Source organism: Methylocaldum sp. RMAD-M (assembly GCF_017832375.1).
Taxonomy (GTDB): domain Bacteria; phylum Pseudomonadota; class Gammaproteobacteria; order Methylococcales; family Methylococcaceae; genus Methylocaldum.
Genome location: NZ_JAFIBZ010000013.1, coordinates 77,071 through 101,383, shown reverse-complemented (window position 1 = coordinate 101,383; position 24,313 = coordinate 77,071). Strand labels below are relative to the sequence as shown.

The 24,313-nt window shown below is 54.9% G+C and carries 24 protein-coding genes; 9 read left to right on the top strand and 15 right to left on the bottom strand.

Annotation, left to right across the window (positions count from 1 at the left end; all coding sequences use genetic code 11):
* The first annotated feature begins 12 nt into the window (after positions 1-12).
* The 4 genes from rbfA (at position 13) to pnp (ending at position 3,809) form a co-directional block, all read left to right on the top strand.
* Positions 13-378, top strand: coding sequence for a 30S ribosome-binding factor RbfA (gene rbfA, locus JOD69_RS14035; protein ID WP_086134392.1), 366 nt, complete (start codon positions 13-15; stop codon positions 376-378).
* Between the two features lie 9 nt (positions 379-387).
* Positions 388-1,317, top strand: coding sequence for a tRNA pseudouridine(55) synthase TruB (truB, locus tag JOD69_RS14030; protein WP_077730435.1), 930 nt, complete (start codon positions 388-390; stop codon positions 1,315-1,317).
* Between the two features lie 121 nt (positions 1,318-1,438).
* The gene (gene rpsO / locus JOD69_RS14025; protein ID WP_086134391.1) at positions 1,439-1,708 is read left to right on the top strand and encodes a 30S ribosomal protein S15; all 270 of its coding nucleotides are present in this window, start codon (positions 1,439-1,441) and stop codon (positions 1,706-1,708) included.
* Between the two features lie 19 nt (positions 1,709-1,727).
* Positions 1,728-3,809 carry a polyribonucleotide nucleotidyltransferase gene (gene pnp, locus JOD69_RS14020; RefSeq protein ID WP_240507007.1) on the top strand — a complete coding sequence of 694 codons (2,082 nt, stop codon included), beginning with the start codon at positions 1,728-1,730 and terminating at the stop codon, positions 3,807-3,809.
* 67 nt (positions 3,810-3,876) lie between these two features.
* On the opposite strand, the gene epmB is transcribed toward pnp, so the two are convergent.
* Complete coding sequence (gene epmB, locus JOD69_RS14015; protein ID WP_086134389.1) at positions 3,877-4,857, bottom strand: EF-P beta-lysylation protein EpmB; 981 nt, start codon at positions 4,855-4,857, stop codon at positions 3,877-3,879.
* 82 nt (positions 4,858-4,939) lie between these two features.
* Between epmB and efp the strand changes: the two genes are divergently transcribed.
* Complete coding sequence (gene efp / locus JOD69_RS14010) at positions 4,940-5,506, top strand: elongation factor P (protein WP_077730439.1); 567 nt, start codon at positions 4,940-4,942, stop codon at positions 5,504-5,506.
* Between the two features lie 66 nt (positions 5,507-5,572).
* Positions 5,573-6,556, top strand: coding sequence for an EF-P lysine aminoacylase EpmA (gene epmA, locus JOD69_RS14005; protein WP_086134388.1), 984 nt, complete (start codon positions 5,573-5,575; stop codon positions 6,554-6,556).
* 26 nt (positions 6,557-6,582) lie between these two features.
* Here epmA and JOD69_RS14000 read toward each other — a convergent pair whose 3' ends face one another.
* From JOD69_RS14000 to JOD69_RS13965, 8 genes are all read right to left on the bottom strand, one after another.
* Positions 6,583-6,981 (bottom strand): TraR/DksA family transcriptional regulator, encoded by a 399-nt coding sequence (locus JOD69_RS14000; protein ID WP_077730441.1) that lies wholly within the window; start codon positions 6,979-6,981, stop codon positions 6,583-6,585.
* Between the two features lie 46 nt (positions 6,982-7,027).
* Positions 7,028-7,273 (bottom strand): DUF1496 domain-containing protein, encoded by a 246-nt coding sequence (locus JOD69_RS13995; RefSeq protein WP_077730518.1) that lies wholly within the window; start codon positions 7,271-7,273, stop codon positions 7,028-7,030.
* 77 nt (positions 7,274-7,350) lie between these two features.
* A complete protein-coding gene (gene alr, locus JOD69_RS13990) occupies positions 7,351-8,433 on the bottom strand; it encodes an alanine racemase (RefSeq protein ID WP_077730442.1) in 1,083 nt (360 codons plus the stop codon).
* A 2-nt stretch (positions 8,434-8,435) separates the two neighbouring features.
* Entirely contained in the window at positions 8,436-9,821 is a 1,386-nt protein-coding gene (dnaB, locus tag JOD69_RS13985; protein ID WP_077730443.1) for a replicative DNA helicase, read from the bottom strand.
* A gap of 2 nt (positions 9,822-9,823) precedes the next feature.
* Entirely contained in the window at positions 9,824-11,245 is a 1,422-nt protein-coding gene (gene hldE / locus JOD69_RS13980) for a bifunctional D-glycero-beta-D-manno-heptose-7-phosphate kinase/D-glycero-beta-D-manno-heptose 1-phosphate adenylyltransferase HldE (RefSeq protein ID WP_077730519.1), read from the bottom strand.
* An 82-nt stretch (positions 11,246-11,327) separates the two neighbouring features.
* A complete protein-coding gene (locus JOD69_RS13975; RefSeq protein ID WP_205781083.1) occupies positions 11,328-12,617 on the bottom strand; it encodes an amidase in 1,290 nt (429 codons plus the stop codon).
* A gap of 12 nt (positions 12,618-12,629) precedes the next feature.
* Positions 12,630-14,063, bottom strand: coding sequence for an Nramp family divalent metal transporter (locus JOD69_RS13970; RefSeq protein WP_168183833.1), 1,434 nt, complete (start codon positions 14,061-14,063; stop codon positions 12,630-12,632).
* A gap of 45 nt (positions 14,064-14,108) precedes the next feature.
* The gene (locus JOD69_RS13965; protein WP_240502521.1) at positions 14,109-15,080 is read right to left on the bottom strand and encodes a DUF6635 family protein; all 972 of its coding nucleotides are present in this window, start codon (positions 15,078-15,080) and stop codon (positions 14,109-14,111) included.
* A gap of 179 nt (positions 15,081-15,259) precedes the next feature.
* On the opposite strand from JOD69_RS13965, the gene JOD69_RS13960 reads away from it, so the two are divergent.
* Entirely contained in the window at positions 15,260-15,670 is a 411-nt protein-coding gene (locus JOD69_RS13960) for a hypothetical protein (RefSeq protein WP_077730446.1), read from the top strand.
* A gap of 266 nt (positions 15,671-15,936) precedes the next feature.
* On the opposite strand, the gene JOD69_RS13955 is transcribed toward JOD69_RS13960, so the two are convergent.
* A complete protein-coding gene (locus JOD69_RS13955; protein WP_077730447.1) occupies positions 15,937-16,203 on the bottom strand; it encodes a DUF2024 family protein in 267 nt (88 codons plus the stop codon).
* A gap of 449 nt (positions 16,204-16,652) precedes the next feature.
* On the opposite strand from JOD69_RS13955, the gene JOD69_RS13950 reads away from it, so the two are divergent.
* A complete protein-coding gene (locus tag JOD69_RS13950) occupies positions 16,653-17,228 on the top strand; it encodes a MarR family winged helix-turn-helix transcriptional regulator (RefSeq protein ID WP_077730449.1) in 576 nt (191 codons plus the stop codon).
* Positions 17,229-17,280: 52 nt separating this feature from the next.
* Here JOD69_RS13950 and glnK read toward each other — a convergent pair whose 3' ends face one another.
* The 5 genes from glnK to JOD69_RS13925 all read right to left on the bottom strand — a co-directional run bounded on the left by glnK (position 17,281) and on the right by JOD69_RS13925 (position 23,549).
* Positions 17,281-17,619 (bottom strand): P-II family nitrogen regulator, encoded by a 339-nt coding sequence (gene glnK / locus JOD69_RS13945; protein WP_077730450.1) that lies wholly within the window; start codon positions 17,617-17,619, stop codon positions 17,281-17,283.
* Positions 17,620-17,646: 27 nt separating this feature from the next.
* Positions 17,647-19,584, bottom strand: coding sequence for an acetate--CoA ligase (acs, locus tag JOD69_RS13940; RefSeq protein WP_077730451.1), 1,938 nt, complete (start codon positions 19,582-19,584; stop codon positions 17,647-17,649).
* Positions 19,585-20,133: 549 nt separating this feature from the next.
* The gene (rpoS, locus tag JOD69_RS13935; RefSeq protein ID WP_077730452.1) at positions 20,134-21,123 is read right to left on the bottom strand and encodes an RNA polymerase sigma factor RpoS; all 990 of its coding nucleotides are present in this window, start codon (positions 21,121-21,123) and stop codon (positions 20,134-20,136) included.
* Between the two features lie 969 nt (positions 21,124-22,092).
* A complete protein-coding gene (locus tag JOD69_RS13930; RefSeq protein WP_086134386.1) occupies positions 22,093-22,842 on the bottom strand; it encodes a hypothetical protein in 750 nt (249 codons plus the stop codon).
* A complete protein-coding gene (locus JOD69_RS13925) occupies positions 22,839-23,549 on the bottom strand; it encodes a hypothetical protein (RefSeq protein WP_086134385.1) in 711 nt (236 codons plus the stop codon). The genes JOD69_RS13930 and JOD69_RS13925 overlap by 4 nt, the downstream gene beginning before the upstream one ends.
* Positions 23,550-23,885: 336 nt before the next feature.
* Here JOD69_RS13925 and JOD69_RS13920 point away from each other — a divergent pair, with 336 nt between their 5' ends.
* Positions 23,886-24,305, top strand: a complete 420-nt coding sequence (locus JOD69_RS13920) for a hypothetical protein (RefSeq protein ID WP_077730455.1) — start codon at positions 23,886-23,888, stop codon at positions 24,303-24,305.
* The last annotated feature ends 8 nt before the right edge of the window (positions 24,306-24,313 follow it).

Sequence of the window (24,313 nt, the reverse complement as noted above, 5' to 3'; positions counted from 1 at the left end):
GTCTAAGTTCATATGCCGAGAGAGTTTAAACGGAGCGACCGGGTTGCCTCGCAGCTCCAAAGGGAATTGGCGGATCTTATTCGGACGCAGGTAAAAGAACCTCGCCTTGGAATGGTTACCGTGAGCGATGCCGTAGTAAGCCGTGATCTTGCTGTAGCCAAAGTTTTCGTGACTTTCTTGGGAGCCAAGGAGCCGGCCGAAAAATGTGTGGCGCTCTTATCGACGATGGTCCCGATGCTGCGTCGCGAACTGGGAAAGCGCCTTCGCATCCGTAATATGCCCGAGATCCATTTCGTCTACGACGATTCGATCGAGCGCGGCATGCATATGGATGCACTCCTGGATCGGCTGCATGAAGAGCCGAAAAGCGGCGAATAGGTGGTAGCGATGAGTCGCCGCAACGATTTGCGGTCCATTAACGGCATTGTGCTGTTGGACAAAGCTTCCGGTATGACGTCAAACGCGGCACTGCAAAAGGTCAAGCGGATTTTGAAAGCGCAAAAGGCCGGTCATACCGGAAGCCTCGATCCGCTCGCCAGCGGTTTGCTCCCGATTTGTTTGGGCGAAGCGACGAAATTGTCGGGGTTTCTCCTGAATACGGACAAACGTTATCGGGTGAAGGTTCGCCTTGGGATAGCGACACTTACCGGAGATTCCGAGGGCGAGATTGTCGAGACGAAGGCCGTGAAGCCACTGAGCGAGGACGTGGTTGAGCAGGTTCTGGCTGGATTCCGCGGCGAGATCCTTCAGGTTCCGCCGATGTACTCTGCGCTCAAGCATCAAGGGCGACGCCTTTACGATTTGGCCCGCCAAGGCATCGAGGTGGAACGGGAACCCCGTCGAGTGGTCATTCATGAATTGAAGCTGCTGGGGTTCGATTCGTCGAGTCTGCAATTGGACGTCGCGTGTTCGAAAGGCACATATATCCGGACCCTTGCCGAGGACGTCGGCAAAGCGTTGGGTTGCGGCGGCCATGTCGAGATGTTGAGACGTACGGGGGTAGGAGACTTATCGATTGCCGACTCTCACACGCTGGAAAGTATGGAAACACTCGATGAAAGCGAATTGCTGGGACTGGTTCTCCCGATGGATCGCATCGTATCCGCCTTGCCGGCGGTTCAATTGAGTGACGAACTCGGTTTTTATGTGCGAAAGGGCCAAGCCGTTTTAGTTCCTAAAGCGCCGAAGCATGGATGGGTTAGATTGTATGCAAAACAATCTGTTTTCATGGGAGTGGGCGAGATTCTTGACGACGGACGGGTGACACCGCGGCGTTTGGTCAAGGCGGTTCAGAGCGATGTTCAGGAGCTATCTTAATAGGGTGGCTCTTAGATCGTAAATTACTCTGAGTTCGTTGGCGTTTCGATTGAAACGCATCTAGAGCTACAGTTACAATTGTGAGTTTATTAAGTTAAACAAGTTTGTTCAGGAGAAAAAAATGGCCTTTGAAACAGCAGACAAGAGCGCTGTGATGCAAGAATATCAGCGAGCGACGAACGACACCGGCTCGCCGGAAGTTCAGGTGGCCCTGCTTACCGCCCGGATTAACCACCTTACTCCGCATTTCGTTAAACACAAGAAAGATCACCATTCGCGGCGCGGCTTGTTGCGCTTGGTCAATCGACGTCGCAAATTGTTGGATTACTTAAAGAGCAAGGACTCCGACCGTTATCGGACTTTGATTGAACGATTGGGTCTACGTAAATAGTTGTTCACCCGGTAAAGGTATTATTGTGAATCCGATTCGGAAACAGTTTAAGTACGGCGAATATCTCGTTACCTTCGAGACCGGCGAAATTGCGCGCCAGACGGATGCCGCCGTTATGGTGGATATGGCCGGAACCGTGGTTTTGGTCACTGCCGTTGGCGAGAAAGAGGCGTCGCCCGAGACCGATTTCTTCCCCCTGACCGTCAACTATCAGGAGAAAGCCTACGCGGCGGGTCGCATCCCCGGCGGCTTTTTCAAGCGCGAGGGACGGCCGAGTGAGAAAGAAACCCTCACCGCGCGCTTGATCGACCGGCCCATTCGTCCGCTTTTCCCGGAAGGATTCACCAACGAGGTTCAGGTCGTTGCCACGGTTCTCTCCCTGAATCCCGAAGTCGATCCGGATATTCCCTCGATGCTGGGGGCATCCGCGGCTCTGGTGCTTTCGGGCATGCCTTTCCAAGGACCGATCGGCGCAGCGCGCGTCGGCTATATCGATGGCCAATTCGTGCTCAATCCTTCCGGTTCGGTTCTTGAAGATTCAAAGCTGGACTTGGTCGTTGCCGGTACGGAAAAGGCGGTTCTGATGGTCGAGTCCGAAGCCGATATGCTTCCGGAAGAAGTCATGCTCGGAGCCGTGTTGTTCGGCCACGAGCATATGCAGACGGCTATCAAGGCGATCCATGAACTGGCCGAGACCGTGGGTGTCACGCCATGGAACTGGGAGCCACCCGCTGCCAACGCGGCCTTATACCAGGCCGTTAAGGATTTGTCGGCAGCGCAGATTGCCGAAGCTTATCAGACAGCCGATAAGCAGACTCGTCAGCAGAAACTCAGAGAAATTCGCAAAGCAACGATCGATGCTTTGACGGCGGGCGGGAATTATGCCGAGAACGCCGTTCGAGGCATGCTGGAAAAATTGGAATCGGATGTGGTCCGGTGGCGGATTCTGAACGAATCCAAACGCATAGACGGACGGGATTTGAAGACCGTACGGCCGATTACGATACGTACAGGCGTACTGCCGCGTACTCACGGTTCCGCACTGTTCACCCGCGGCGAGACTCAGGCCCTGGTGGTTGCCACCTTGGGTACGGGACGCGATGCTCAATTGATCGATGCAATAGAAGGCGAATATAAAGAATCCTTCATGTTGCACTACAATTTCCCGCCTTTCTGCGTGGGAGAGATCGGCCCGATAGGCGCGCCGAAACGGCGTGAAATCGGACACGGCAGGCTGGCGAAGCGCGGCGTGCAGGCCATCATGCCCGCTCCGGAAAGCTTCCCCTACGTGATTCGAGTCGTTTCTGAAATTACCGAATCCAACGGCTCCAGTTCGATGGCGTCGGTGTGCGGAACCAGCTTGGCACTGATGGATGCCGGGGTTCCGACCAAGGCTCCCGTTGCCGGGATCGCCATGGGCTTGATCAAAGAAGGCGATCATTTTGCGGTGCTCTCGGACATCATGGGCGACGAGGATCACCTCGGCGATATGGATTTTAAGGTCGCCGGCTCCAGCGACGGCGTGACCGCATTGCAAATGGACATCAAGATCGACGGCATCACGCCGGAAATCATGCGGCAGGCGCTCGAGCAGGCCAAAGAAGGGCGTTTGCATATTTTGGCGAAAATGGCGGAGGCTTTGCCGGCTCCCCGGAAGGAGATGTCGGATTTTGCGCCGCGCATCATGAGTTTCACCATCGATCCGAGCAAGATTCGCGATGTCATCGGCAAAGGCGGCGCGACGATTCGTGCGATCACCGAAGAGACGGGAGCCAGCATCGATATTAGCGACGACGGTGTCGTTAAAGTGGCTTCGGTCGACAAGGAAGCCGGAATGGAGGCGCGTCGCCGTATCGAAGCGATCACGGCCGAAGTCGAGGTTGGGAAAGTTTACGAAGGCCGTGTCGCCCGGCTGATGGATTTCGGCGCATTCGTTACGATTCTCCCTGGTAAGGACGGGCTGGTCCATATTTCGCAGATTTCGGACGAACACGTGGAGAAAGTCAGCGATAAGCTGGCCGAGGGCGACATCGTCAAAGTTAAGGTTCTTGAGATCGACCGTCAGGGAAGGGTTCGTCTCAGCATGAAAGCCGTCGACTAAATAAGTCGATACTTCCGACGTGGCGGGGTTCCGGCTCCGCTGATGGCTTTTCCGGAGTTTTGAAATCTTATCCGACCGGCGTCTTGTACGGTCGGCCCACCTCCTCCCGAACGAGTTTGGGAAGCAGATAACCAGGCAATGCTTCCCTCATGACTTGGTAAATCGCTAACGCATCTTCCGTCGACAGGTCGAAATGGCTGGTCCCTTGCGCCTTGTCCAGTACGTGCAGGTAATACGGCAGCACGCCGTTCTCGAAAAGTGTTTCACTCAGTCGAACAAGGGTTTCGGCATCGTCGTTCACGCCTTTTAACAATACGGTCTGGTTAAGGAGTGTAATTCCGGCCTTTTGGAGTGCGTTTAACGCATCGTTGACGTCGTGATCGAACTCGTTCGCGTGATTGGCGTGAATGACGACCACGCTTTTTAAACGAGCCTCCGTCAGCGCGGCGATAAGTTCGGTTGTGATGCGGTTCGGTAGAACTACCGGGAGGCGCGTGTGAATTCGAAGTCGCCTGATGTGCTGTATCTCCCCGATTTTTTGGATTAACTGGGCCAAGCGTTCGTCGCTCAGCACCAAAGGATCCCCGCCGCTGAGAATCACTTCGTTGATACTTAGGTCGCTCCGAATGGCGTCAACGGCATCCTGTTCCTGCCGTTTGCCGATCATGTTCGCGTCGTACGGAAAATTTCGCCTGAAGCAATAACGGCAGTGGATGGCGCACGCACCGGTGGTGATCAGCAACATTCGTCCATGGTATTTGTGCAGCACTCCCGGGGCGGTCACGGCTTTTAAGTCTCCCACCGGATCGTTTGCAAAGTTCGGATGGTCGATCAGTTCCTGCGCATCGGGCAACACTTGAAGCAAAAGCGGGTCGCGAGGATTGCGTTTGCTCATGCGCCGAGCGTAGCTTTGCGTAACGCGAAACGAAAAACGGTCCGTCGCCTCCAGGAATTCCGGTTGATGGATCTCATCCAACTCCAAGAAAGCGAAGAGGTCGGCGGGTTTGGTAAATGAGTCGGCCAGCTCGGCCTGCCAGGGCGTTTTCATAGAGACGTCGGGTTTCTTAGGACAAAGCCGTACATTATAATGCCCGGTATTTTTTGAGTTAACTGAAGCGAACGAGGAGAGAATGGCGACATTCAGCACCAATGAATTCAAGGGCGGCTTAAAAGTGATGCTCGACGGCGATCCGTGTTCGATCATCGAGAACGAATTCGTCAAGCCTGGTAAGGGGCAGGCATTTAACCGCGTAAAGCTCCGCAATCTCAAGACCGGGCGTGTCATCGAGCGCACGTTCAAATCCGGAGAAACATTGGAAGGTGCGGACGTCGTCGATACGGAAATGCAATATTTGTACAACGATGGCGAGCAATGGCACTTTATGGTTCCGGAGAGTTTCGAACAGTATGCCGCTGATAGCGACGTGGTGGGCGATGCCAAGAAATGGCTCAAAGAGCAGGACGTATGCATCGTCACCCTGTACAACAACGCTCCCATTTCCGTTACGCCGCCCAACTTCGTGGAGCTGACGATTGTTGAAACCGATCCCGGGGTGCGTGGCGATACCTCGGGCGGCGGTGGCAAGCCGGCAACCCTGGACACCGGAGCGGTCGTGAGAGTCCCTCTGTTCGTGCAGACCGGCGAGGTGATTAAAGTCGATACCCGCACGGGCGAGTACGTGTCGCGCGTCAAATAACATTATCGTCACACTCGACGGCGGATACTGCGTATCCGCCGACCTCAAGCGACGTTTCTTCCGACGATGGCGGACTGGCGTCCCAGTTGTTCCCTGGCTGCTCTTGAGAATCGGGCAGCTTTGCTTGCGACAATTCGGCAGTTTTTTTCGGCTAGAAACGTCTTGGAAGTCGAGACGCCACTGCTGTGCCGCGCCGGCGTTACCGATCCGAATCTCAATCCTTTCACGACCGTTCTCCGTCGGCCCGGCAGTAGTGAGGGCGAACAACTTTATCTGCAAACCTCTCCGGAGTTTGCAATGAAGCGCCTGCTGGCGGCGGGCAGCGGTTCAATCTACCAGATCTGCAAGGCCTTTCGGAACGAAGAGTCGGGGCGGCATCACAATCCCGAATTTACGCTTTTAGAATGGTACAGGGTGGGATTCGATTTAGCCGAATTGATCGACGAGGTCGATGCGTTGCTGGCAGAAATCTGCCATGATCACCTGATTTTGGCAGCGTCCGAGCGATTTAGTTATCGCGAACTTTTTAGTAAGCATGTAGGCGTCGATCCGTTATCGGCCTCGTTCGAGGAACTCTCCGAACGCTCAAGAGTTCGGGATCTTCCCGAGGCTGAGGCGCTTTGCGGCAGAGATCGCTCGCTTTGGCTCGATTTGCTCTTCAGTCATCTGGTCCAGCCCCATCTCGGGCGAGGGCGGATCACTTTCGTTTACGATTTCCCCGCTTTTCTTCCTTCCCTTGCGCGAAAAAAGCCGGACGACCCGCTTGTGGTCGAAAGGGTGGAGATATTTCTCGAAGGATTGGAGTTGGGCAACGGGTTTCACGAATTGGCCGATGCTGTCGAGCAGGAAGAGCGCTTTGATCGGGATCTCGTCATCCGAGAAGAAAACGGTTTGCCCTTGCCGGCTAAAGACGAGCGCTTGCTGGCGGCGCTGAGGAGTGGACTGCCGGATTGCTCGGGTATAGCTCTTGGATTGGATCGCCTGCTGATGATCAGGATGCGAGCGGAATCTATCGGGGATGTCTTGACGTTTCCGACGGCGCAAGCTTAACCCGGAAAGGCGCCGAATGGCAGAATCTACAGAGACGGTGAATGCGTCAAGGCTTGTTCCTTCTCGTACGCGCTCTGGCAGGCAATACAGCGCTCGGTCGTAGGGTTCGCCTCCAGCCGCGCTAACGCGATCGGTTGCTCGCAATCGACGCAAATGCCGAATTCGCGGCTGCCGATACGGATGAGAGTGGATTCTATCTCGCGAATTTCCTGAATATGCCGATCTATCGTTTGCAGTTCCATATCGATGACCAGATTGGCGACCGAAGCTTCTTCCGAGTCGTGAACCTCGCCGGCGACATCGGTAAAGTGGTGACGACCCGACTGAATGACTTCTTCACGAACGCCTCGGGTCAGTTCTGCAAGACGCGTTTCGAGTCTATTGCGGAATGCTTCGAGCTGTTTATCGGTAAGGTGCTGCGGCATAACGTTATCCTCTCGTCAGTGGAACAAGGTGGCCGTTATAACGGAATTAAGGATTGTCCGGGTCGCAAGAGCCGGTTCTGATCCAAACTCCGTAATCGCAGCGCAGAAGCGTATCGCCGCTACAAACATACGTGCCGTGAGCATATCGTTTGTCGTTGAAGTGACAAACCGGTTCGCCGGGCACTTGCTGCTTTAATACCAGATAATCGTCATCGAATTCCTCCAGAATCGGCGACGTCCTCAGCTCCGGGTCGGGAGCGCCCACTTGGGGTTTGGCGATGCGTTCGGCCACAACGGCTCCTTTGTACAACGTCTTCGATTTGGACGACGAGTGATTATCGGCCGAACGATCCGATCAAAAAATACGTGCTATTCCCACCGTTCGACCATCTTGACCCGCGGTGTGACGCCGCAGAGCAGGGCATAGGGAATAGTCGAGGCGTATTGAGCGATTTCCTCGACGGGCAGGCCTTTGCCCCATAGAGTGACTTCATCCCCAACCCGAGCGTCGGGGCAATCCGTGAGATCGAGGCTGATCATATCCATGGAAACGCGTCCGATCAGGCTTGCCCGCCGACCACGAACCAGCACCGGCGTGCCTGACTGCGCGTGGCGAGGATAACCGTCGCCATAGCCGATCGAGACGATTCCGAGGCGAGTCGGGCGCGGGCAAATCCAATCACCGCCATAACCCACGGCATCGCCGGCTTTCAGATTCTTTATCGCGATGAGCCGGCTCCGGAAGGTCATCACCGGTCTGAGGCCTTCGTCCGGACCGGTACGACCAGGAAACGGCGACACACCGTAAAGCGCAATTCCGGGGCGGACCCATTCGACACGTGCGGTATCCCAGGCCAGAAGTCCTGCCGAATTGGCGATGCTGCATTCGGTTTGAACGTTATGGAGCGCGCTTTTGAAGCAATCCAGCTGTATTGCCGTAATCGTGTCCTGAAAAACGTCGGCATTGGCCAAGTGAGTCATCACGGGAATAGGTTGGCGCACAGCGGAACACCGTTGAAGCCTCGAATAACAGGATGAGAATTCGTCCGGCAGCAAGCCGAGCCGGTGCATTCCTGTATCCAGTTTCAACCAAACCGATACCGACTCCATCGAGGAAACTTGCTCCAGAAGTTCCACCTGAAACGGGGAATGGATGACGGGCTCCAATCCGTGGCGACTATGGAGCTCCAGTTCTTCGCTATCGACGAAGCCTTGAAGCACGGCGATACGCTGCCTTATGCCCGCGTCGCGAAGGGCGATGCCTTCGCCGAGGCGGGCTACGGCGAAGGCATCGGCATCGCTCAATACCTTGGCGATCCGAATCAGCCCGTGGCCGTAGGCGTTGGCCTTGATCACCGCCATGATTTTCGCTTTCGGCGCAAACGCTCGAATGCGCGTGAGATTATGCGTGACTGCCGTCAAATCGAGCTCGGCATAAGCAGACAGCATCATTCTTAAAAGTCCTCGCCCGCGTACGGATCCGAGATAAAGTTTTCGAAGCGCGTGTATTGGCCGAGGAAGGTAAGGCGCACGGTTCCGATCGGGCCGTTACGCTGTTTCGCGATGATGATTTCGGCGGTGCCCTTGTCGGAGGAATCGGGGTGATAGACCTCGTCGCGGTAGATGAACACGATCAGGTCCGCGTCCTGCTCGATCGAGCCCGATTCGCGCAGGTCGGATGGAACCGGCCGTTTATTGGGGCGCTGTTCGAGATTGCGGTTGAGCTGCGAAAGGGCGATCACCGGAACGTTCAGCTCCTTGGCCAATGCCTTGAGCGAGCGGGAAATTTCCGAGATCTCCGCCACACGGTTTTCGCCGCCGGAGCACTGCATGAGCTGAAGATAGTCGAGCACCACCAATCCGAGTTGACCGTGCTCGCGTGCCAGGCGGCGGCAACGGGCGCGGACTTCGGTGGGTGTCAGGGCAGGGGTGTCGTCGATGAACAGCTTGGTTTCCGCCAGGATATTGATGGCGGAAGTCATGCGCGGCCATTCGTCGTCCTCCAGCTTTCCGGTGCGCACCCGGTGCTGGTCGATGCGGCCCAGAGACGACATCATGCGCATGGCCAGTTGTTCGCCCGGCATTTCCATGCTGAATACGGCTACCGGAACCTGCTCCTTGATGGCCACGTTTTCGGCAATGTTCATGGCGAAGGTGGTCTTTCCCATGGATGGGCGGCCGGCGATGATGATGAGATCGGAGGCTTGCATGCCAGAAGTCATTTCGTCGAAATCGGCGAAACCGGTGCTCGCGCCAGTGATGTGGCCTTCCTTGTGGAAGAGCATCTCGATTCGGTCTATGGCGGCCGACAAGAGCGACTTGATCGGCTTGAAGCCGACTCCGCCGCGCCGCCGCTGATCGGCGATCTGAAAAACCTTTTGCTCGGCTGTTTCGAGCAACAGGGCCAAATCGCGATTTTCCGGCTGGAAGGCTGAATCGGCGATTTCGGTACCTGCATGGATCAGCTGCCGCAATACCGACTTTTCACGCACGATATCGGCATAGGACGAGATATTGGCGGCGCTGGGCGTCTCCTTGGCCATCATCGCGAGATAGGCGAGTCCGCCCGCTTCTTCCAGCGAACCGGTTTTTTCCAGGACTTCCGACAGGGTGACGACGTCGAACGGCGTCTGTTTTTCCGCAAGCTGCTTGATCGCGCGGAATATCAGTTTGTGATCCTTGCGGTAGAAATCCTCTTCTCCCACCCGGTCGGCCACGACGTCCCAGGTTTGGTTGTCGAGCATGAGACCGCCGAGTACGGATTGCTCGGCGTGGATGGAATAAGGGGGAACGCGAAGCGCGTCCACCATTCTGTCCGTTAAACGGGCGTGATCAGACATGTTCAGGTATTGCGTATGGCTTGAATGATTCGGGTGGTCGAATAATCGCCTAGAAAATCCAGAATCCTGACTTCTCCTCCGTTGGCCAGAACATGATCGTGGCCGGCTATTTCGGTGATGTCTTTGTAGTCGCCGCCTTTCACGAGAATATCGGGCAGCAGGCGTCCGATGACGTCGCGCGGCGTATCTTCTTCGAACGGCACGACCCAATCGACGCATTCGAGAGCCGCCAGCATGGTCATGCGATGTTCGAGCGGATTGACCGGGCGGCCGCTGCCCTTGAGGCGTCTTACCGAGGCGTCGCTGTTGACCAGCACGATAAGCCGGTCACCCAGAGCTCGGGCTTGCTGGAGGTATTGGATATGGCCGGGATGCAGGATGTCGAAGCATCCGTTGGTGACGACGATCTTCTCTCCTTTGCGTCGCGCCGTGCCGAGCAAAGGCAAAAGTTCGTCGAGCTCGATCGCGCCGCGATGATGGGCGCGCTGACCGTGCAGGGCGTCATCCAATTCTTCGAGAGTCACGCTTGCCGTCCCTAGCTTGCCCACGACGATTCCGGCGGCGAGATTTGCAAGACCCGTGGCATCCTCCAGCGATGCGCCCGCCGCCAGAGCTGCGGCGAGAGTCGATATGACAGTATCGCCGGCTCCGGTTACATCGTAGACCTCTTTGGCGTGGGCTGGCAAATGCCGGGGGGATTCGCCGCGTCGCAGCAAAGTCATCCCGTGTTCGCCGCGTGTAATCAAGAGGGCCTTTAGCTCGAGCTTTTCCAGCAGGCCAAGGCCCTTATCCGCCAGTTCATGATCATCCCGGCAAGGTCCGGCCACGGCCTCAAATTCGCTGCGATTGGGAGTAATGAGGGTGGCGCCGCGGTATCGATCGAAATCGGTGCCCTTTGGGTCTACTAAAATCATTTTGCCCGCTTCTCCGGCGAGTTGAATCAGTTCCTGAACTGAATTGAGGGTTCCCTTGCCGTAGTCGGAGAGTACCACGACATCGGCCTCGTTCAACTTCCCGGCGAAATTCGCGAGGAGATGGGCCGACGGGACGTCATGAAAGCGGTCCTCGAAGTCCAGCCGGATGAGCTGTTGATGGCGGCTCAGCACTCTGAGCTTGGTGATGGTCGGCCGTCCCGGAATTTGCTCCACAACACAGTCGATACCGGCGGATTGCAGGAGAGCGATAAGATTCTGTCCGGCTTCGTCGCGCCCACAATAACCGATGAGGCTGGTTTGCGTCCCAAATGTCGCAAGATTGAGGGCGACGTTGCCCGCACCACCCAATCGTTCCTCGACGCCATTTACCAGTACGACCGGAACCGGAGCCTCCGGCGAAATGCGGGAAGTGCCGCCGTGCCAGTAGCGATCGAGCATTAAGTCGCCGACGACCAGGATGCGGGCCGAGTCGAAATTAGGAAGCTGCATGGATTCAAGGAAGCGAAAAACGGGGCGATAGGATACCACCACCGGGTAGCTTTGATCTTCGGAAAAGCGCGCCTTAGGACGATTATCTCGTTCGGCGGGAGGCGAATAGCGATTCGATGCCCTGCGCCGATCGGACTAGTGTTTCGTCGTTTCCCCACGATCCAGCGATTTGTATTCCGACCGGTAAACCGCGGATGACGCCGGTCGGAATACTGAGGAGAGGAACGCCTGCTTGAGTCCAGGGCAACTGCATCACCGAGTCGCCGGTGCTGTTCAGCCCATGAGGGGCCGGTCCGGTCGCGGAAGGGGAAATCCAAGCATCGATGCCATGTTGTTGCATCAGCGCTGCGAGGTGTGCTCCCTGACGTAGTCGGACCGCTCTGGCGATCTCAAGGTCCGATGCCGAAGCCTTGAGGCCGCGCTCGATGAGCTCTGCGGTTTCCGGACGGTAAAGCGGTTTGTACTTTCGGTACCAATTTTCGTGTACCTGCGCAGCTTCGGCAGCAACGAGCAGATGATGCGAACGATAGAGTTCCTCGAAATCGGGAAATGCCGATACTTCGATGAGAACATACCCGTTGGCTCTAAGCGTCTCGCAGGTCTCTTGAAAACCGAGTCTAGCGTCCGGCGTGACATGATCGAGGTAAGGGCCGTCCGGAATTCCAAACCTCGGACGACCATGGGTTAGGGATGATTTCCAGTCCGGAACCAGCGCCTGTGCAGCCAATTCGATTCCATCGACATCGGAAGCGAACCAGCCGACATGGTCCACGCTCGGCGCCAGGGGAATTACGCCGTCCACGGGAACTCTTCCGTAGCTGGGCTTGAATCCGCAGACGCCGCAGAAAGCGGCGGGCCGATTGATAGATCCGATGGTCTGCGTGCCTAGCGCCAATAGGCAGAGGCCGGCGGCTACGGCCGCCGCGGAGCCGCTGCTCGATCCACCCGGCGTGTGCTCGGGATTGCAGGGATTGCGTGTCGGACCGGGGGCAATATAGGCGAATTCAGCGGTGACGGTCTTTCCGATAATGAGAGCGCCGGCATCTTTCAGGCGCGTCACGGTGCTGGCTTCCGCACCGCTAAGTTCTTCGGGCGGCAAGCGACTGCCTGCGCGCGTTTCAAATCCGTCGATGTGAAAGATATCCTTGATGCCTATCGGCGTGCCGAACAAAGACGGCCGATTCTCGGGCTTCGGATAACGGTGCAGCAAATCGTCGGCCTCCCGATAGAGCCGTGTCCAGCGATGCTCCTCGGGCACGAAAGCCAGGACGTTCGGCTCGATTTCGGCAAAGCGGTTTTCGAGCTCATGGAGGTACGCCAGTAAAGGCCATTCACCGCTTCGAAGCCTGTTTGCAACTATGGTCGATTTCATGGCGTTGTTCATTTAGCCGGCAAACATGGACCAGCCATAGGCCAGTGCGAGTCCGAGATAGACCAGAAAGCTCAATCCCAGGAGCCAGCGTCCGGTATCCGGCGGTCTGGCCCATATCGGCAGCTGCGGCGCAAGGCGGCGAAAATTGAGCAGATACAAAGCCACGGGGAACATGACGGTTCCCGCAAAACCGATGACGGCGCTGGTCAGGATCAACGTGCCCGGCGTATCGAGCAGCATGGTCAACGACGTGATCAGCGTCAGTAGCGTCAGAAAGATGTAATACCAGGTACGTAGAGCGATTCGCCGGCTTTTCGGAAAGAGTACATGGACGATGTCGGCCTGCATCCGGCTGACGGCATCCGCCGTCGCCAGCCAAGTATCGGTCAGAAAGGCCGCGGCTACCGCGAGGAACAACAGCCGCCCGATTTCGCCCCAGCCGACCTCGAAAAAGCGGCTTTGCACCACCGCAAGTTCGTACTCCTGAGGTAACAGGCCTTTGGGAAACAGGAGCGCATAAGCCAGAAGACAGGTCATGAGTGTCGTCAACAGATTGCCGACGATCCCGATCAGAACGTCGGCGCGAAGGAATTGCTGCCATTTCCGCCAGCGATCCTCGTTTTCAGGCAACGCATCCGGAAGAAAGCCGTCGCTGGTGATGACCTCGGGCTTGCCGGCAACGGGCCCCGTGATTTTGCCCATGTGCACCGCCATCCCGACGCCTTTGTCACGCAGCCAGTACGAATAGAACAAGATCCAAAAGCCGCCCAATCCGGCGAACGCGATGGCGGTAAGCAACTTAGTGGCGTCCTGCGGTTCCCAAGGACGAGGCAACGGAGCCGTAGGGCCCAATAGACCCCGAAGAAAGCCCGGTACCGCCGCGATGACCTCGGTCTGGAGACAAGCCCAGAGCAGGCCGGCCACGGTGGTGACGGCCACTATTTTCATGAATCGCTCGACCAAGACGTATACGACTTTGCTGAACACGATGGCGGCCAAGAACACGCCGATCGAGCAATATCCCCAAAACAGCGATTGGCTACGGGCGTCCCAGCCTTCGGGAAGGTGGGTCAAGGCCGCCAAAGCCGTACCGCCCGCCGAGGCGAAGGCTCCGAACCAGAGGAACGAGACCGACATCAATATCCACAGAAGAATGCCGAAAACGCGGTTGAGCCGGATGAACCCGTGAAAAATGCTCTCGCCGGTCAATAGCGTGTAGCGGCCGATTTCGACGTTGATCGGGTACTGGAGCAAGCAGGCCGGAATCAAGAGGAATAGGAATGTCAAACCGTATTTCGCGATCAGATAGGGCCACCAGATCAGTTCGCCGCTGCCTTGTGCCAATGCCATCCATACGATTCCGGGGCCTAGGGCGGTCCACCAGCCGGGAAAGGCGGGTAAAGGTTTTCGGGCGAGATCGGACAGCGCGGAGATCGGGCGATTCATAGTGTTATTGTTATCAGTGATCCGAATGGGGGTTTGAAAAGCCGATTAGCTTAGCGTTTTAGCGGCCACCCGCAAAATATCGAGAAGATCGAAAACGCGGGCGACATAGTGATCCCGGACTCGATAATTCCGATGCTCTTTTCCGCGAAGTTCGTCGCCTATCGCGTCGATAAACTGATTGAGACGCCGTTCGTGTATGCCCGTTTTGGCCAGCAGGGGATCGACGACGACCCAGGATAACGCCGCAATCGCACTGACGGCGGCCATCGTCGTGCCAGTGGCGGCGATAATCAGTCCGGTCGACGCGGACGCAGGAAAGAGGCCGTAATACCAGGCTCCGATCGTGGGACCCAGCAAGAAATTGGCGATGGCCGTGTGCTGGGCGATGGCGGAGGCTGCGGCCATGCCGGTCGAGAACGCACCGGGTAGGGCTTTGTTAAAAGCGGCGTAGCTGGTGGCGAGCGAAACCAGGCTGCCGGCGAGTTCGGTGACGGCGATGCGGGTTTTGCCGTATTCAGCCAGATTGCTTTCCAGCTTCCGGCGAAATTCGGGGTGATCCGCCTTGCTTCGGATTTGTCCAAGAAATTGCTCGCACAGCTCGGAAATCTCGGGATTGCACAGAATGGTTTCCATAAGGGCATCCCGGCGGGATGTCCGTTTCCCCTGAACATACGGCAGTTCCAGCAGTTCGGTATAGATCAGCCACTGCAATTCCGCTTGTAAGGCGGTCGGTATGCCGGTCGGCATCTTGTCGAGAATCCGGCTTATCCTGTGACCCCCGGTTTTTCGAAACAGAGCCGCCGTGCCATGAATGATGAAGCTGGGCAAACCCCATAGCATGTTCAGCGGATGTTTGTAGAAGTCCTTGCCGAAGGTTTTTTTGTGGAGCGCCAAGGCGCCCGTGAAAGAGAAATATTGCTCGACGAATTCGGGAACTTTAGCTTTTCGTGCGACCAAATAGGTTTCAATCCCTTGTGTTACGGCGCGTTCGATGGTCCGAAGTGTGTCGGTTTCCATAGGCATCAGTCATCGTTGGGAATCGGTGCAACCTAGTGAACTCTGCCGCCGGAAGCCATGTGTACGTAGTGTCGGCAGTCGGGCTGAATCCTTAAATTGTCTGGCAACCGGCGCCGTTCGTGCTCATAATAAATGTCTTTTTTGCTTTGGTTAGAGACAACCATTCGTTAGGTTTGATTATGAAAAAATTGATGATTGCGTTTTTGGCCGTTTTTTTGCTGGCCGGTTGCACGAGCAAGGAGAAAACCACTCTAAAAGAGGCGCTCGTCGCTAAATTCAAAGACGATTCCGATTTGAAAGATTATAAGCTCGATCCCGAGACTATCGCGGATTGCGTAGTTGGGGAAATCAGTAACGGATTGCCGGGTTTCGCGGGTGATCCTCGTCGTGAACAATTTTTTCAAGCATATACGCATTTCGCGAATGCAAAATCACCGGCTGATGCGGAGAAAGCCGTTAAGGATTACGAGCAATTATTTGGTTCGGTTAAAGAAGCCCGGCATGCTGCGTTGAGCATTACCGACCATGTCATGACTTGTATGGGCAAGGCGGTGGCTGTAGCTGGAGGGGATCAGGACGAGGGCAATTAAGCGGCATCCTCCTGACTACACAGTTAAGACGGAACAATCTCGGGGATGGCACCATAGAGCACCTGACATCCGAAAAGATTGTTTCTTAGGGGAAATACCGCTGAAATCGAACTCCGCCCGCGCGTGAATGCACAAAGACTTACGTCATAAAGACCGCGATTCGGATTGTAAAAACAAGCGGCGCGCGGGCGGCTACCTTAAGGAACAGTCTACGTATCCGAGATACCGGTAAGGAACGAATTCAGCCACCCCATATCGGATGGTGGTTATCGGGGACAGCCTTCTAGTTTAAAAATTGCATAGCCTTGGGTTTCGATGTCTTTCTGCATTTCCGCCGGCGCATGCGGTTCGCTATGGCAATAGGCACAACTTTCGGAGTTCACGACGGCATCTTCCTCACCGACGGACCGTAGCCAGTCGCGGGCACATTGCAGGGCTTTTGTTGGATCGTTTTCCGGAAGTATCACATCGAAGTGCATGATTTTTCCGCTTGCGCTACGCGCGTAGGTATCAAAAACATGGATTTGGCTCATATCTTCTCTCGTCGATGTTGAGGATGGATAAAGGAGTCGTTTGCGCACGGGAGACTGTGGCGATAACGTGGTGCCGCGCGATATCCAACGAGGGAATGCGTGCGCTCGTCGATTTTGAGCTCGGCAATGGCTTTGTGAAGCCGGACATGTGCACGCTTAGGTTTTGGATCTTAAACCCCGGATGCGGCAGTACTTGCGAACAGTGCACCGAGGCGGGTGATTAAGCCGACAATCGTCGATGTTCATACAGAATTTCCATATCGACATGGACAAATCTTGAAAAAACGGAGTGCGCCTGCTATCAGAACAGTGAGACACGGAGGTTTCGCATTCCACGACCAAAGGAATTGTCGGTTCTACATGATGTCAATAGGTATTGTGTCGATACTAACTCTAGCGGAACTTTAAAGATTTTGTCAATATGATATTGATCCGATACTATTAGATGTATGAATACTGAATCGATTTACGATTACTTGGAACGTATCGCCAACCTCATTCGGACAGACGTCCGAAAGACGGGGGTTGCGAAAGGATTGCAACCGGTGCAGTTGGAAGCGCTCCATTATCTGAGCCGGTGCAACCGATACAGCAACACGCCAGTTGCGGTGGCCGATTACTTGGGCCTAACCAAGGGAACGGTATCGCAAACCTTGGGGGTCTTAGAATCTAGTGGCTTTATCGAAAAGCAGGCCGACCTCAATGATCGTCGTGTGGTTCATCTCAATCTGACTGTTGACGGCGCTCGCGTGGTTTCGGATGCAATTCCGCCTAATATCCTGAAATCCGCAGTGGATGGGCTGTCTGAGACCTCCCGGAATGAGATTACAGCAACTCTGAATCAGGTTTTGAGGGAGTTGCAAACGGCGAACAAGCTGAAAACGTTCGGCTCCTGCAAAACTTGCAGGTATCACTTGACCCAGGAAGACGGAAGGCGCCGGTGCGGACTGACCATGGAGTGGCTAACGGAGGCCGACGCGGAAAAAATATGCCGGGAGCATCAGCCAACAGCGGAAAGTGTCTAGATTTGCAAAGTGATTAATAGGACGGGCCGAGAGCCCGCCCCAAAGGACAGAATCAAATCGCTTGCTCGCCGGTTTCACCGGTCCGAATCCGGATAGCCTGCTCGAGGTTGGTTACAAATATTTTGCCGTCGCCAATTTTGCCCGTGTTGGCGGCTTTGATGATGGAATCGACAGCCTGATCGACCATGCTATCGGTTACCGCCACTTCGACTTTTACTTTGGGCAAGAAATCAACCACGTATTCGGCGCCGCGATAAAGTTCCGTGTGTCCTTTTTGACGCCCGAAACCTTTTACTTCCGTTACCGTAATCCCGCTGATTCCAATTTCGGACAATGCTTCCCGAACATCGTCCAATTTGAACGGTTTAATGATCGCGGTGATGAGTTTCATTATTGTCTCCGATGATGTGAAATGTTCTTAGCCTCGGTTGGCTCGATTTCGAATGATATCGTCGACCACGGTAGGATCTGCCAAGGTGGAGATATCGCCGAGATTGCGGATATCGTTGGCCGCGATTTTCCGAAGTATGCGGCGCATGATCTTGCCGGATCGCGTTTTCGGTAGTGTCGGAGCCCATTGAATGATATCGGGTGTGGCAATCGGACCGATTTCCTTGCGGACCAGCTGCACTAGCTCCTCTTCAAGCTCTGGGCTCGGCGAGACGCCGGCTACCAAAGTGACATAAGCGTAGATTCCCTGTCCTTTGATATCGTGCGGATAACCCACAACGGCGGCTTCCGCCACATGGTCATGCAGGACCAAAGCGCTCTCGATTTCTGCGGTGCCCATGCGATGGCCCGACACGTTCAGCACATCATCGACGCGCCCGGTGATCCAGTAATATCCATCGGCATCGCGTTTGGCACCGTCACCGGTAAAGTACTTGCCAGGATAAGTTGAAAAATAAGTATCAAAAAAGCGTTGGTGACTGCCGAATACCGAGCGAGCCTGGCCCGGCCAAGAGCGGGTAATCGTCAGTACCCCCTCGCACGCTCCTTCCAATACGCTACCCTGGCTGTCGACAATGGCCGGTACGATGCCGAAAAACGGACGCGTCGCGGAGCCCGGTTTGAGCGGCGTGGCGCCGATCAAGGGAGTAATGAGTATTCCACCGGTCTCCGTCTGCCACCACGTATCGACTATAGGGCAGCGGCCGCGGCCTACCTGGTGATAATACCATTCCCATGCCTCTGGATTGATGGGTTCGCCGACAGAGCCCAGAACGCGCAAGCTGTCCCGGCGGGTGCTATCAAGCCAATCTTCCCCCAGGGCCATCAAGGCGCGGATGGCGGTGGGAGCGGTATAAAAAATATTGACACGATGCTTTTCAACCACACGCCAGAAGCGGTCGGGAGCCGGGTAGGTCGGAACGCCTTCGAATATAAGCGTGGTTGCGCCGTTACACAGAGGGCCGTAAACGGTATACGAATGGCCGGTAATCCAACCGACATCCGCGGTGCACCAATAGATTTCGCCCGGACGGTAATCGAACACATATCGGTAAGTCATTGCCGCATAGACCAAATAACCCCCGGTCGTGTGAAGTACCCCCTTCGGTTTTCCGGTAGATCCGGAGGTGTAGAGAATAAACAACGGGTCTTCCGCATCCATGGATTCGGGCGGGCAATCGGGAGAAGCCTCCGACACCGCCTCGTGATACCACACATTATGACTGTCCCAATCGATACTCCCGCCGGTATTCCGAACGACAAAAACCGTTGTCACATTTGGACAAGCCCGCAGTGCGGTGTCCACATTGGCCTTCAGCGGTACTATTCGTCCACCCCGTCTTCCTTCATCCGCACAGATGACATACCGACAGTCGGCATCGAGAATGCGATCCCGTAATGCGTCGGCGGAGAAGCCTGCGAACACGATGGAGTGGACGGCCCCGATCCGAGTGCAGGCCAGCATTACCACTGCCGCTTCGGGGATCATTGGAAGATAGATGCAAACCCGGTCACCTTTTTGAACGCCATGCTTTTTCAGAACATTAGCAAACCGGCAGACTTGTTCGTGCAGCTCGCGGTAGGTGAGCTTCTTGTCGATATTCGAATTGTCTCCTTCCCAGATGATTGCGACTTCGTCACCCTTTTCGACTAAGTGGCGATCGAGGCAGTTATAGCTGACGTTCAGTTTGCCTCCTTCGAACCATCGAATACGGGCGGTACCGAAGTCGCAATCCTGAACCTTGTCCCACGGCTTGAACCAGTCGACAAAACGTTCCGCTTGTTCAGCCCAAAATTTGTCCGAATCCGTGATGGAGTGTTCATACATCTCCTGATAAAGCGCTTCGGTAATTTGCGCTTCGGCAGCTACTTCCGGCGGCACTTCGTAGACTTTTTCGAAGGACATTGGCTTTTCCGATGATCTTCAGAGTGGGATAGGGAGGCTCTGACAGGTGTTGATTTTACCGAATTTTCCGGCGAGTGACCCGCATCATCAAGTCTAACGAACATCGGCATCTTCGTTCTTAAGCCCGCCTCAGCCATAACGCTAGCTTGAGGGCAACCAACATGACCGGCTTTTTAGTACAACTTAGGCGTTCTTAACCAGAACGTTCCTGGCTTCGCGAAGTTCACGTCAAGGGTCCATGAAATGGGACGTTCCGGCTGAGCGATCGGTCAGCGAGCGACCACGAACGGAAGTTGCACGAATAAACTTAAAATTGGAGAGTGTATTGAGCAAAAGGTGCTCTTAGGGCGAGATACTCGCCACTTGAGAGCTTTTGATATCCGAAGTGCGGCGGCAGATCGTGAGTTGGCGGGCTATCGGCTATTCTCGATCCGGACGGATTTAGATCGTCCGTATCGAGAATATCGTTAATAGATATGCAGTGCCTTGGTTTCCCGACACTTCAAAGGACATCTGGATAGCCCACGGCGTCTTAAAGCTAAACTGACGTTAATGAAAGATTGTATCCGCGGTAAAGCCGTCGGTTTCCAATATGTCGCGAAGGCGATTTAGAGCTTCCATCTGAATTTGACGTACTCGTTCCCGGGTAACGCCCATCACGGTCGCGACTTCTTCGAGAGTGGAATGATCATAGCCGCGCAGACCGTATCGGCGGGAAATGACTTCCCGCTGCTTGTCCGTGAGTTGATCCAGCCATTCGGAAAGATTATTGGAAATTAGCTCGTTCTGAAGAGTTTCCGGAAGGGGGAGTTTATCCTCCTCGGAAATGCATTCCACCAAGGACTTTTCAGAATCTTTCTTAAAAGGAACATCGATCGATACAACGCGCTCGTTGAGTTTGAGCATTTTTTCGACCGTTTTTATCGGTTTGTTCAGATATTTTGCGACATCTTCGGCACTTGGATCATGATGCATTGTAATGGCCAAATGACGATACGCTTTTAGGTAGACATTCATTTCTTTTACGACGTGAATCGGTAGACGAATCGTGCGCGTCTGATTCATCAAGGCACGTTCAATCGTCTGCCGAATCCACCATGTGGCGTAAGTCGAAAACCGAAATCCGCGATCGGCCTCAAACTTCTCAACGGCTCTTATCAGTCCGAGATTTCCCTCTTCGATTAGATCCAGAAGTGGCAGTCCGCGATTCAAATAACGACGGGAAATTTTTACAACCAAGCGCAAATTGCTTTCTATCATTTTCTTGCGCGCCGCCTGGTCACCTTTTTGCGCTAAACGGCCGTAGTGCTTTTCTTCATCTGCGGTCAGCAGCTGAGAACTTCCCAATTCCTTTAGATATAGGCGGGTGGCGTCATATTGGTATTCCGAATCGACAGTACCCAGCTCTGCGTCGTTCCAGATCGGCGAATCTTCTTCAAGATCTTCGTTCGCTTCGAAATCTTCGACGAAGGTGGCCGCATCATCGTATAAGCCTGCCTCTCCAAAGGTTTTTAATTCTTCTACGATTTGTTCAGACATACCCATGCCCCCCACACAATTGATTTATTATCGATAGCCTATTTGATAAACCAGAACTTCCGTCATCAATACTTTGTTAATCGGAGCCAACAGCTCTGTGTCAAACCATTTATCGTGCCAATATGCTCTGCGAGCTCCGTACTGCTTTAAATCTGCGGATCATCCATTTTTTGCTTCGCATCGGGTCACTGGGCGCATCGGAAAAATGGCGTTTGGCGACCGAGCGGAGTTACCGTGCGACGGGTTTTTGACGGTTATCTTTCTTATCGGCTTATTATTTTTTTTCTTTAGCAGCTTTTTTGTGACTCAGATAGCAATTTTTAAATGGTGGGATTTTTTTATGATGCCGAATTCGCGCGACCACGCGGGCGCGCGCTCAAACGCACGCGCTTACAGACAGAAAAGGGGATCGAGAGGTTCGGGGATGATTTATAGAGACGAAAAATGCCGACATTCCCAGTTTTTGCTCGATGGCTTGCTAAGCCATTTCCGTGTCAAGCTAGAGCATTTTTCGCTTCCACATAGCGGATTTAGTGCGTGAAAATCCTACCAAGGTGCCGCTGAACGCGGTGCTTGTTTTAGGGCGGGGAGCCGCCCCGCACGCGGGTTCCTTTTGCAAAATCCTTGTGGGATGTTGCTTCCCGCTTTGCCCCCAAGTCCAGGGTGTCGCTCCCTGGATACCCGCTTGCCTTGGGAGCGCCAAGGCAAGCCCCTGGGTTTTATCCTGCGGACCCGCCTTCGGCGGTCCAAATTGACAAGGTCCTTTCCTGGACGCTGCCCTTCGGGCGAACGTCGTTCGTCCCATTCCGCTCCCGGCGAGCCCCCTGATCCTGCGCGTTTCGCACGACACCGGGGCGCTCGAACGGGACGAAGAAAACCGTGTAGCACCCGCTGCCGCGGGCGCTATACCGAATCAGAAAATACTCTAGCCACGGCCGTGCTCGGCGCACCCAGTACACTTCGACGATTTTACCGTCCCAGCAGAACGTCTTTGGCCTGATTGATTTTCGCCGCGAGATAGTCGGAGCCACCTCGGTCGGGATGAATCCTCTGCATCAGGCGACGATGAGCGTCGATAACAATTTCACGAGAAGATCCAGGCGGGATGCCCAGAACACGATAAGCTTCTTCCGCCGTCATTTTGCCGTGGTCCTGATCTGCGGTTCGGCTTTCGCGCTCTTGCCAGGATACGCCATGGACGCGCTCTATATATGCCTTCAGCAGCGATGCGGATTCGGGGTCCTCGCGGACATAGTCACCGTATAACTCGGTCAGTTGTTTCAGGGTCAGGTCGTGCAAGCTACGGCCGGCATGGAACCCTGTCAGTACTACGCCCACGATTTCGCCGGTTGTATGATCGAGTTGCATCCGTAAAAAACGCGACTCAACAAACGAACTGCTACGGCGACCGTCCGAAGCCGTCCGCTGGGATGCGGCTCGTTGTTGCCGCCAGCGTCGTATCAGCGGCGCATATTGAACCAGGAGTTGAACGAGAATTGGCGCAAGCCGGAGAACGGCGGCGATCAGTGCCCCGACCAGCGGGATCAACCAGCCCAGCCGTCCGGTCGCGGCAAGAAATAACAGGGCCAGAATTCCGGTCCAGATCAGCCCGCGTCGAAACTTGTTGGCCAGCGCTTCAGAAGGCGCGGAGTCGAGAAAACGGCGCACCGTGAGCACGGCAAGAACGACGAGAAAAAGAAGCAGAATGAGTTGAATCAAGATTTTTTCATTTCGTGGGCTAATTGCAGAGCGAGCCCGCCTCGGACACGACCGAAGTCTTCCAAAGCCTTCAATCCGCCAGCGGCATAGACCGCAACAGCATTGAGCAGTTCACGGAGTTGCCGTGCACTTCCGGCGTCGAGGCGGCAATGGGCGCCGTGAGTCAATTTGGCGATCTGTTTGAATGCGCGTTCGGCGGTCGGATCGAATCCTTCCTGAAACAGAAACGCTTTGACGCCCCGAAGGCCCAACTCTCCGGCTGTCTTGCAGAGATAGTCGACATTTTCTTCCATACAGTCGCCAACGAATACCAAAGCGTCGACCTTGCTTTTCCGTGTCTCCTGCAAAGCATGCTCCAGAACCTTGCCGATCTGGGTGTATCCCCCGACGCATTCCACGTCAGCCATGCGCCGCCGTAAGTCTTCGGCGTGAATCAACCACGGGAAAGCTTCGAAATCCGCTATTCCGCGGTAATAGCAGAGCTGGATTTCCAAGCCGCCTAGAGCCGCCGCCGCATCGAACATTTCCGCTTGGATACGACACGCCTCCCTCCAAGTAGGTTCGCGGCTCGCCGTCGCGTCCAGGGCAAAGATCAGCCTTCCTTTGCGTCCAACCGGTTTGACGTTGGGCGTTTGCGCAAGTTTTTTCAAGAACGCCTGCACGTCGCTGTTGCTGGATTGTGACGGAAACTTTTTCGAGTCATTCATTTTGGGGGTTCGATAGACACAACGCGGATTATTCTACCCGGCAGAAAATCGCATAAGGAAAGTCATGACCGAGCAGGTTTTCCTTGCGAACGATTAGACCACCCGGAGGCAATTTTGGCTCCAATTACACATGCGCGCATTTGTCGCTCCCCAAATCGCAAATATAACCATGGAGCGTGATAAAGTGCAGTGTTTCCAAATCGCTTCTACGATGCTGTGGAGCAAGCAAATTAACTGTTTGCATTATATTGACAACATGGTAATTTGCGCCTGCTCCAGAGTGTTCGTTCATGAACTCGGGAGGCGATAAGAACTTATAAGAGGAGGTATAGCGTAATGTCCGAAGAGAATAACCCGAGTAAGCCCGCGCAAGGCATTCTCGATACCTTGAAGAGCAACCCGAAAGCTCTCTACGCGGCGATCGGCGCAGTGTTGGTGATCGTTCTCGTTCTCGCAATGAGCGGCGGCGGTGAAGAAGTACAGATCAAAACGACCGTATCCGTAGGCCAGCAGGTGACTTTGGATAATCCGAATGGCGGCGGTTCGCATTTGACGACCATGCCTGGTTTAATTAGCACCTCGGAAGCGGAAGAGGACCAGGAGCAGAGCGTATGCGTCACCAAAGCAGGGACGAAGGCAACCGTTGAAGAAGAAATGGTAGTTGGTCAGTTGCCGTTCGTTAAAGTAAAAGTATTGGACGGAGACTGCCAAGGGAAGAGCGGCTGGACATCGAAAGTCAACGTCAAGGGTAGTTGATAGAAATG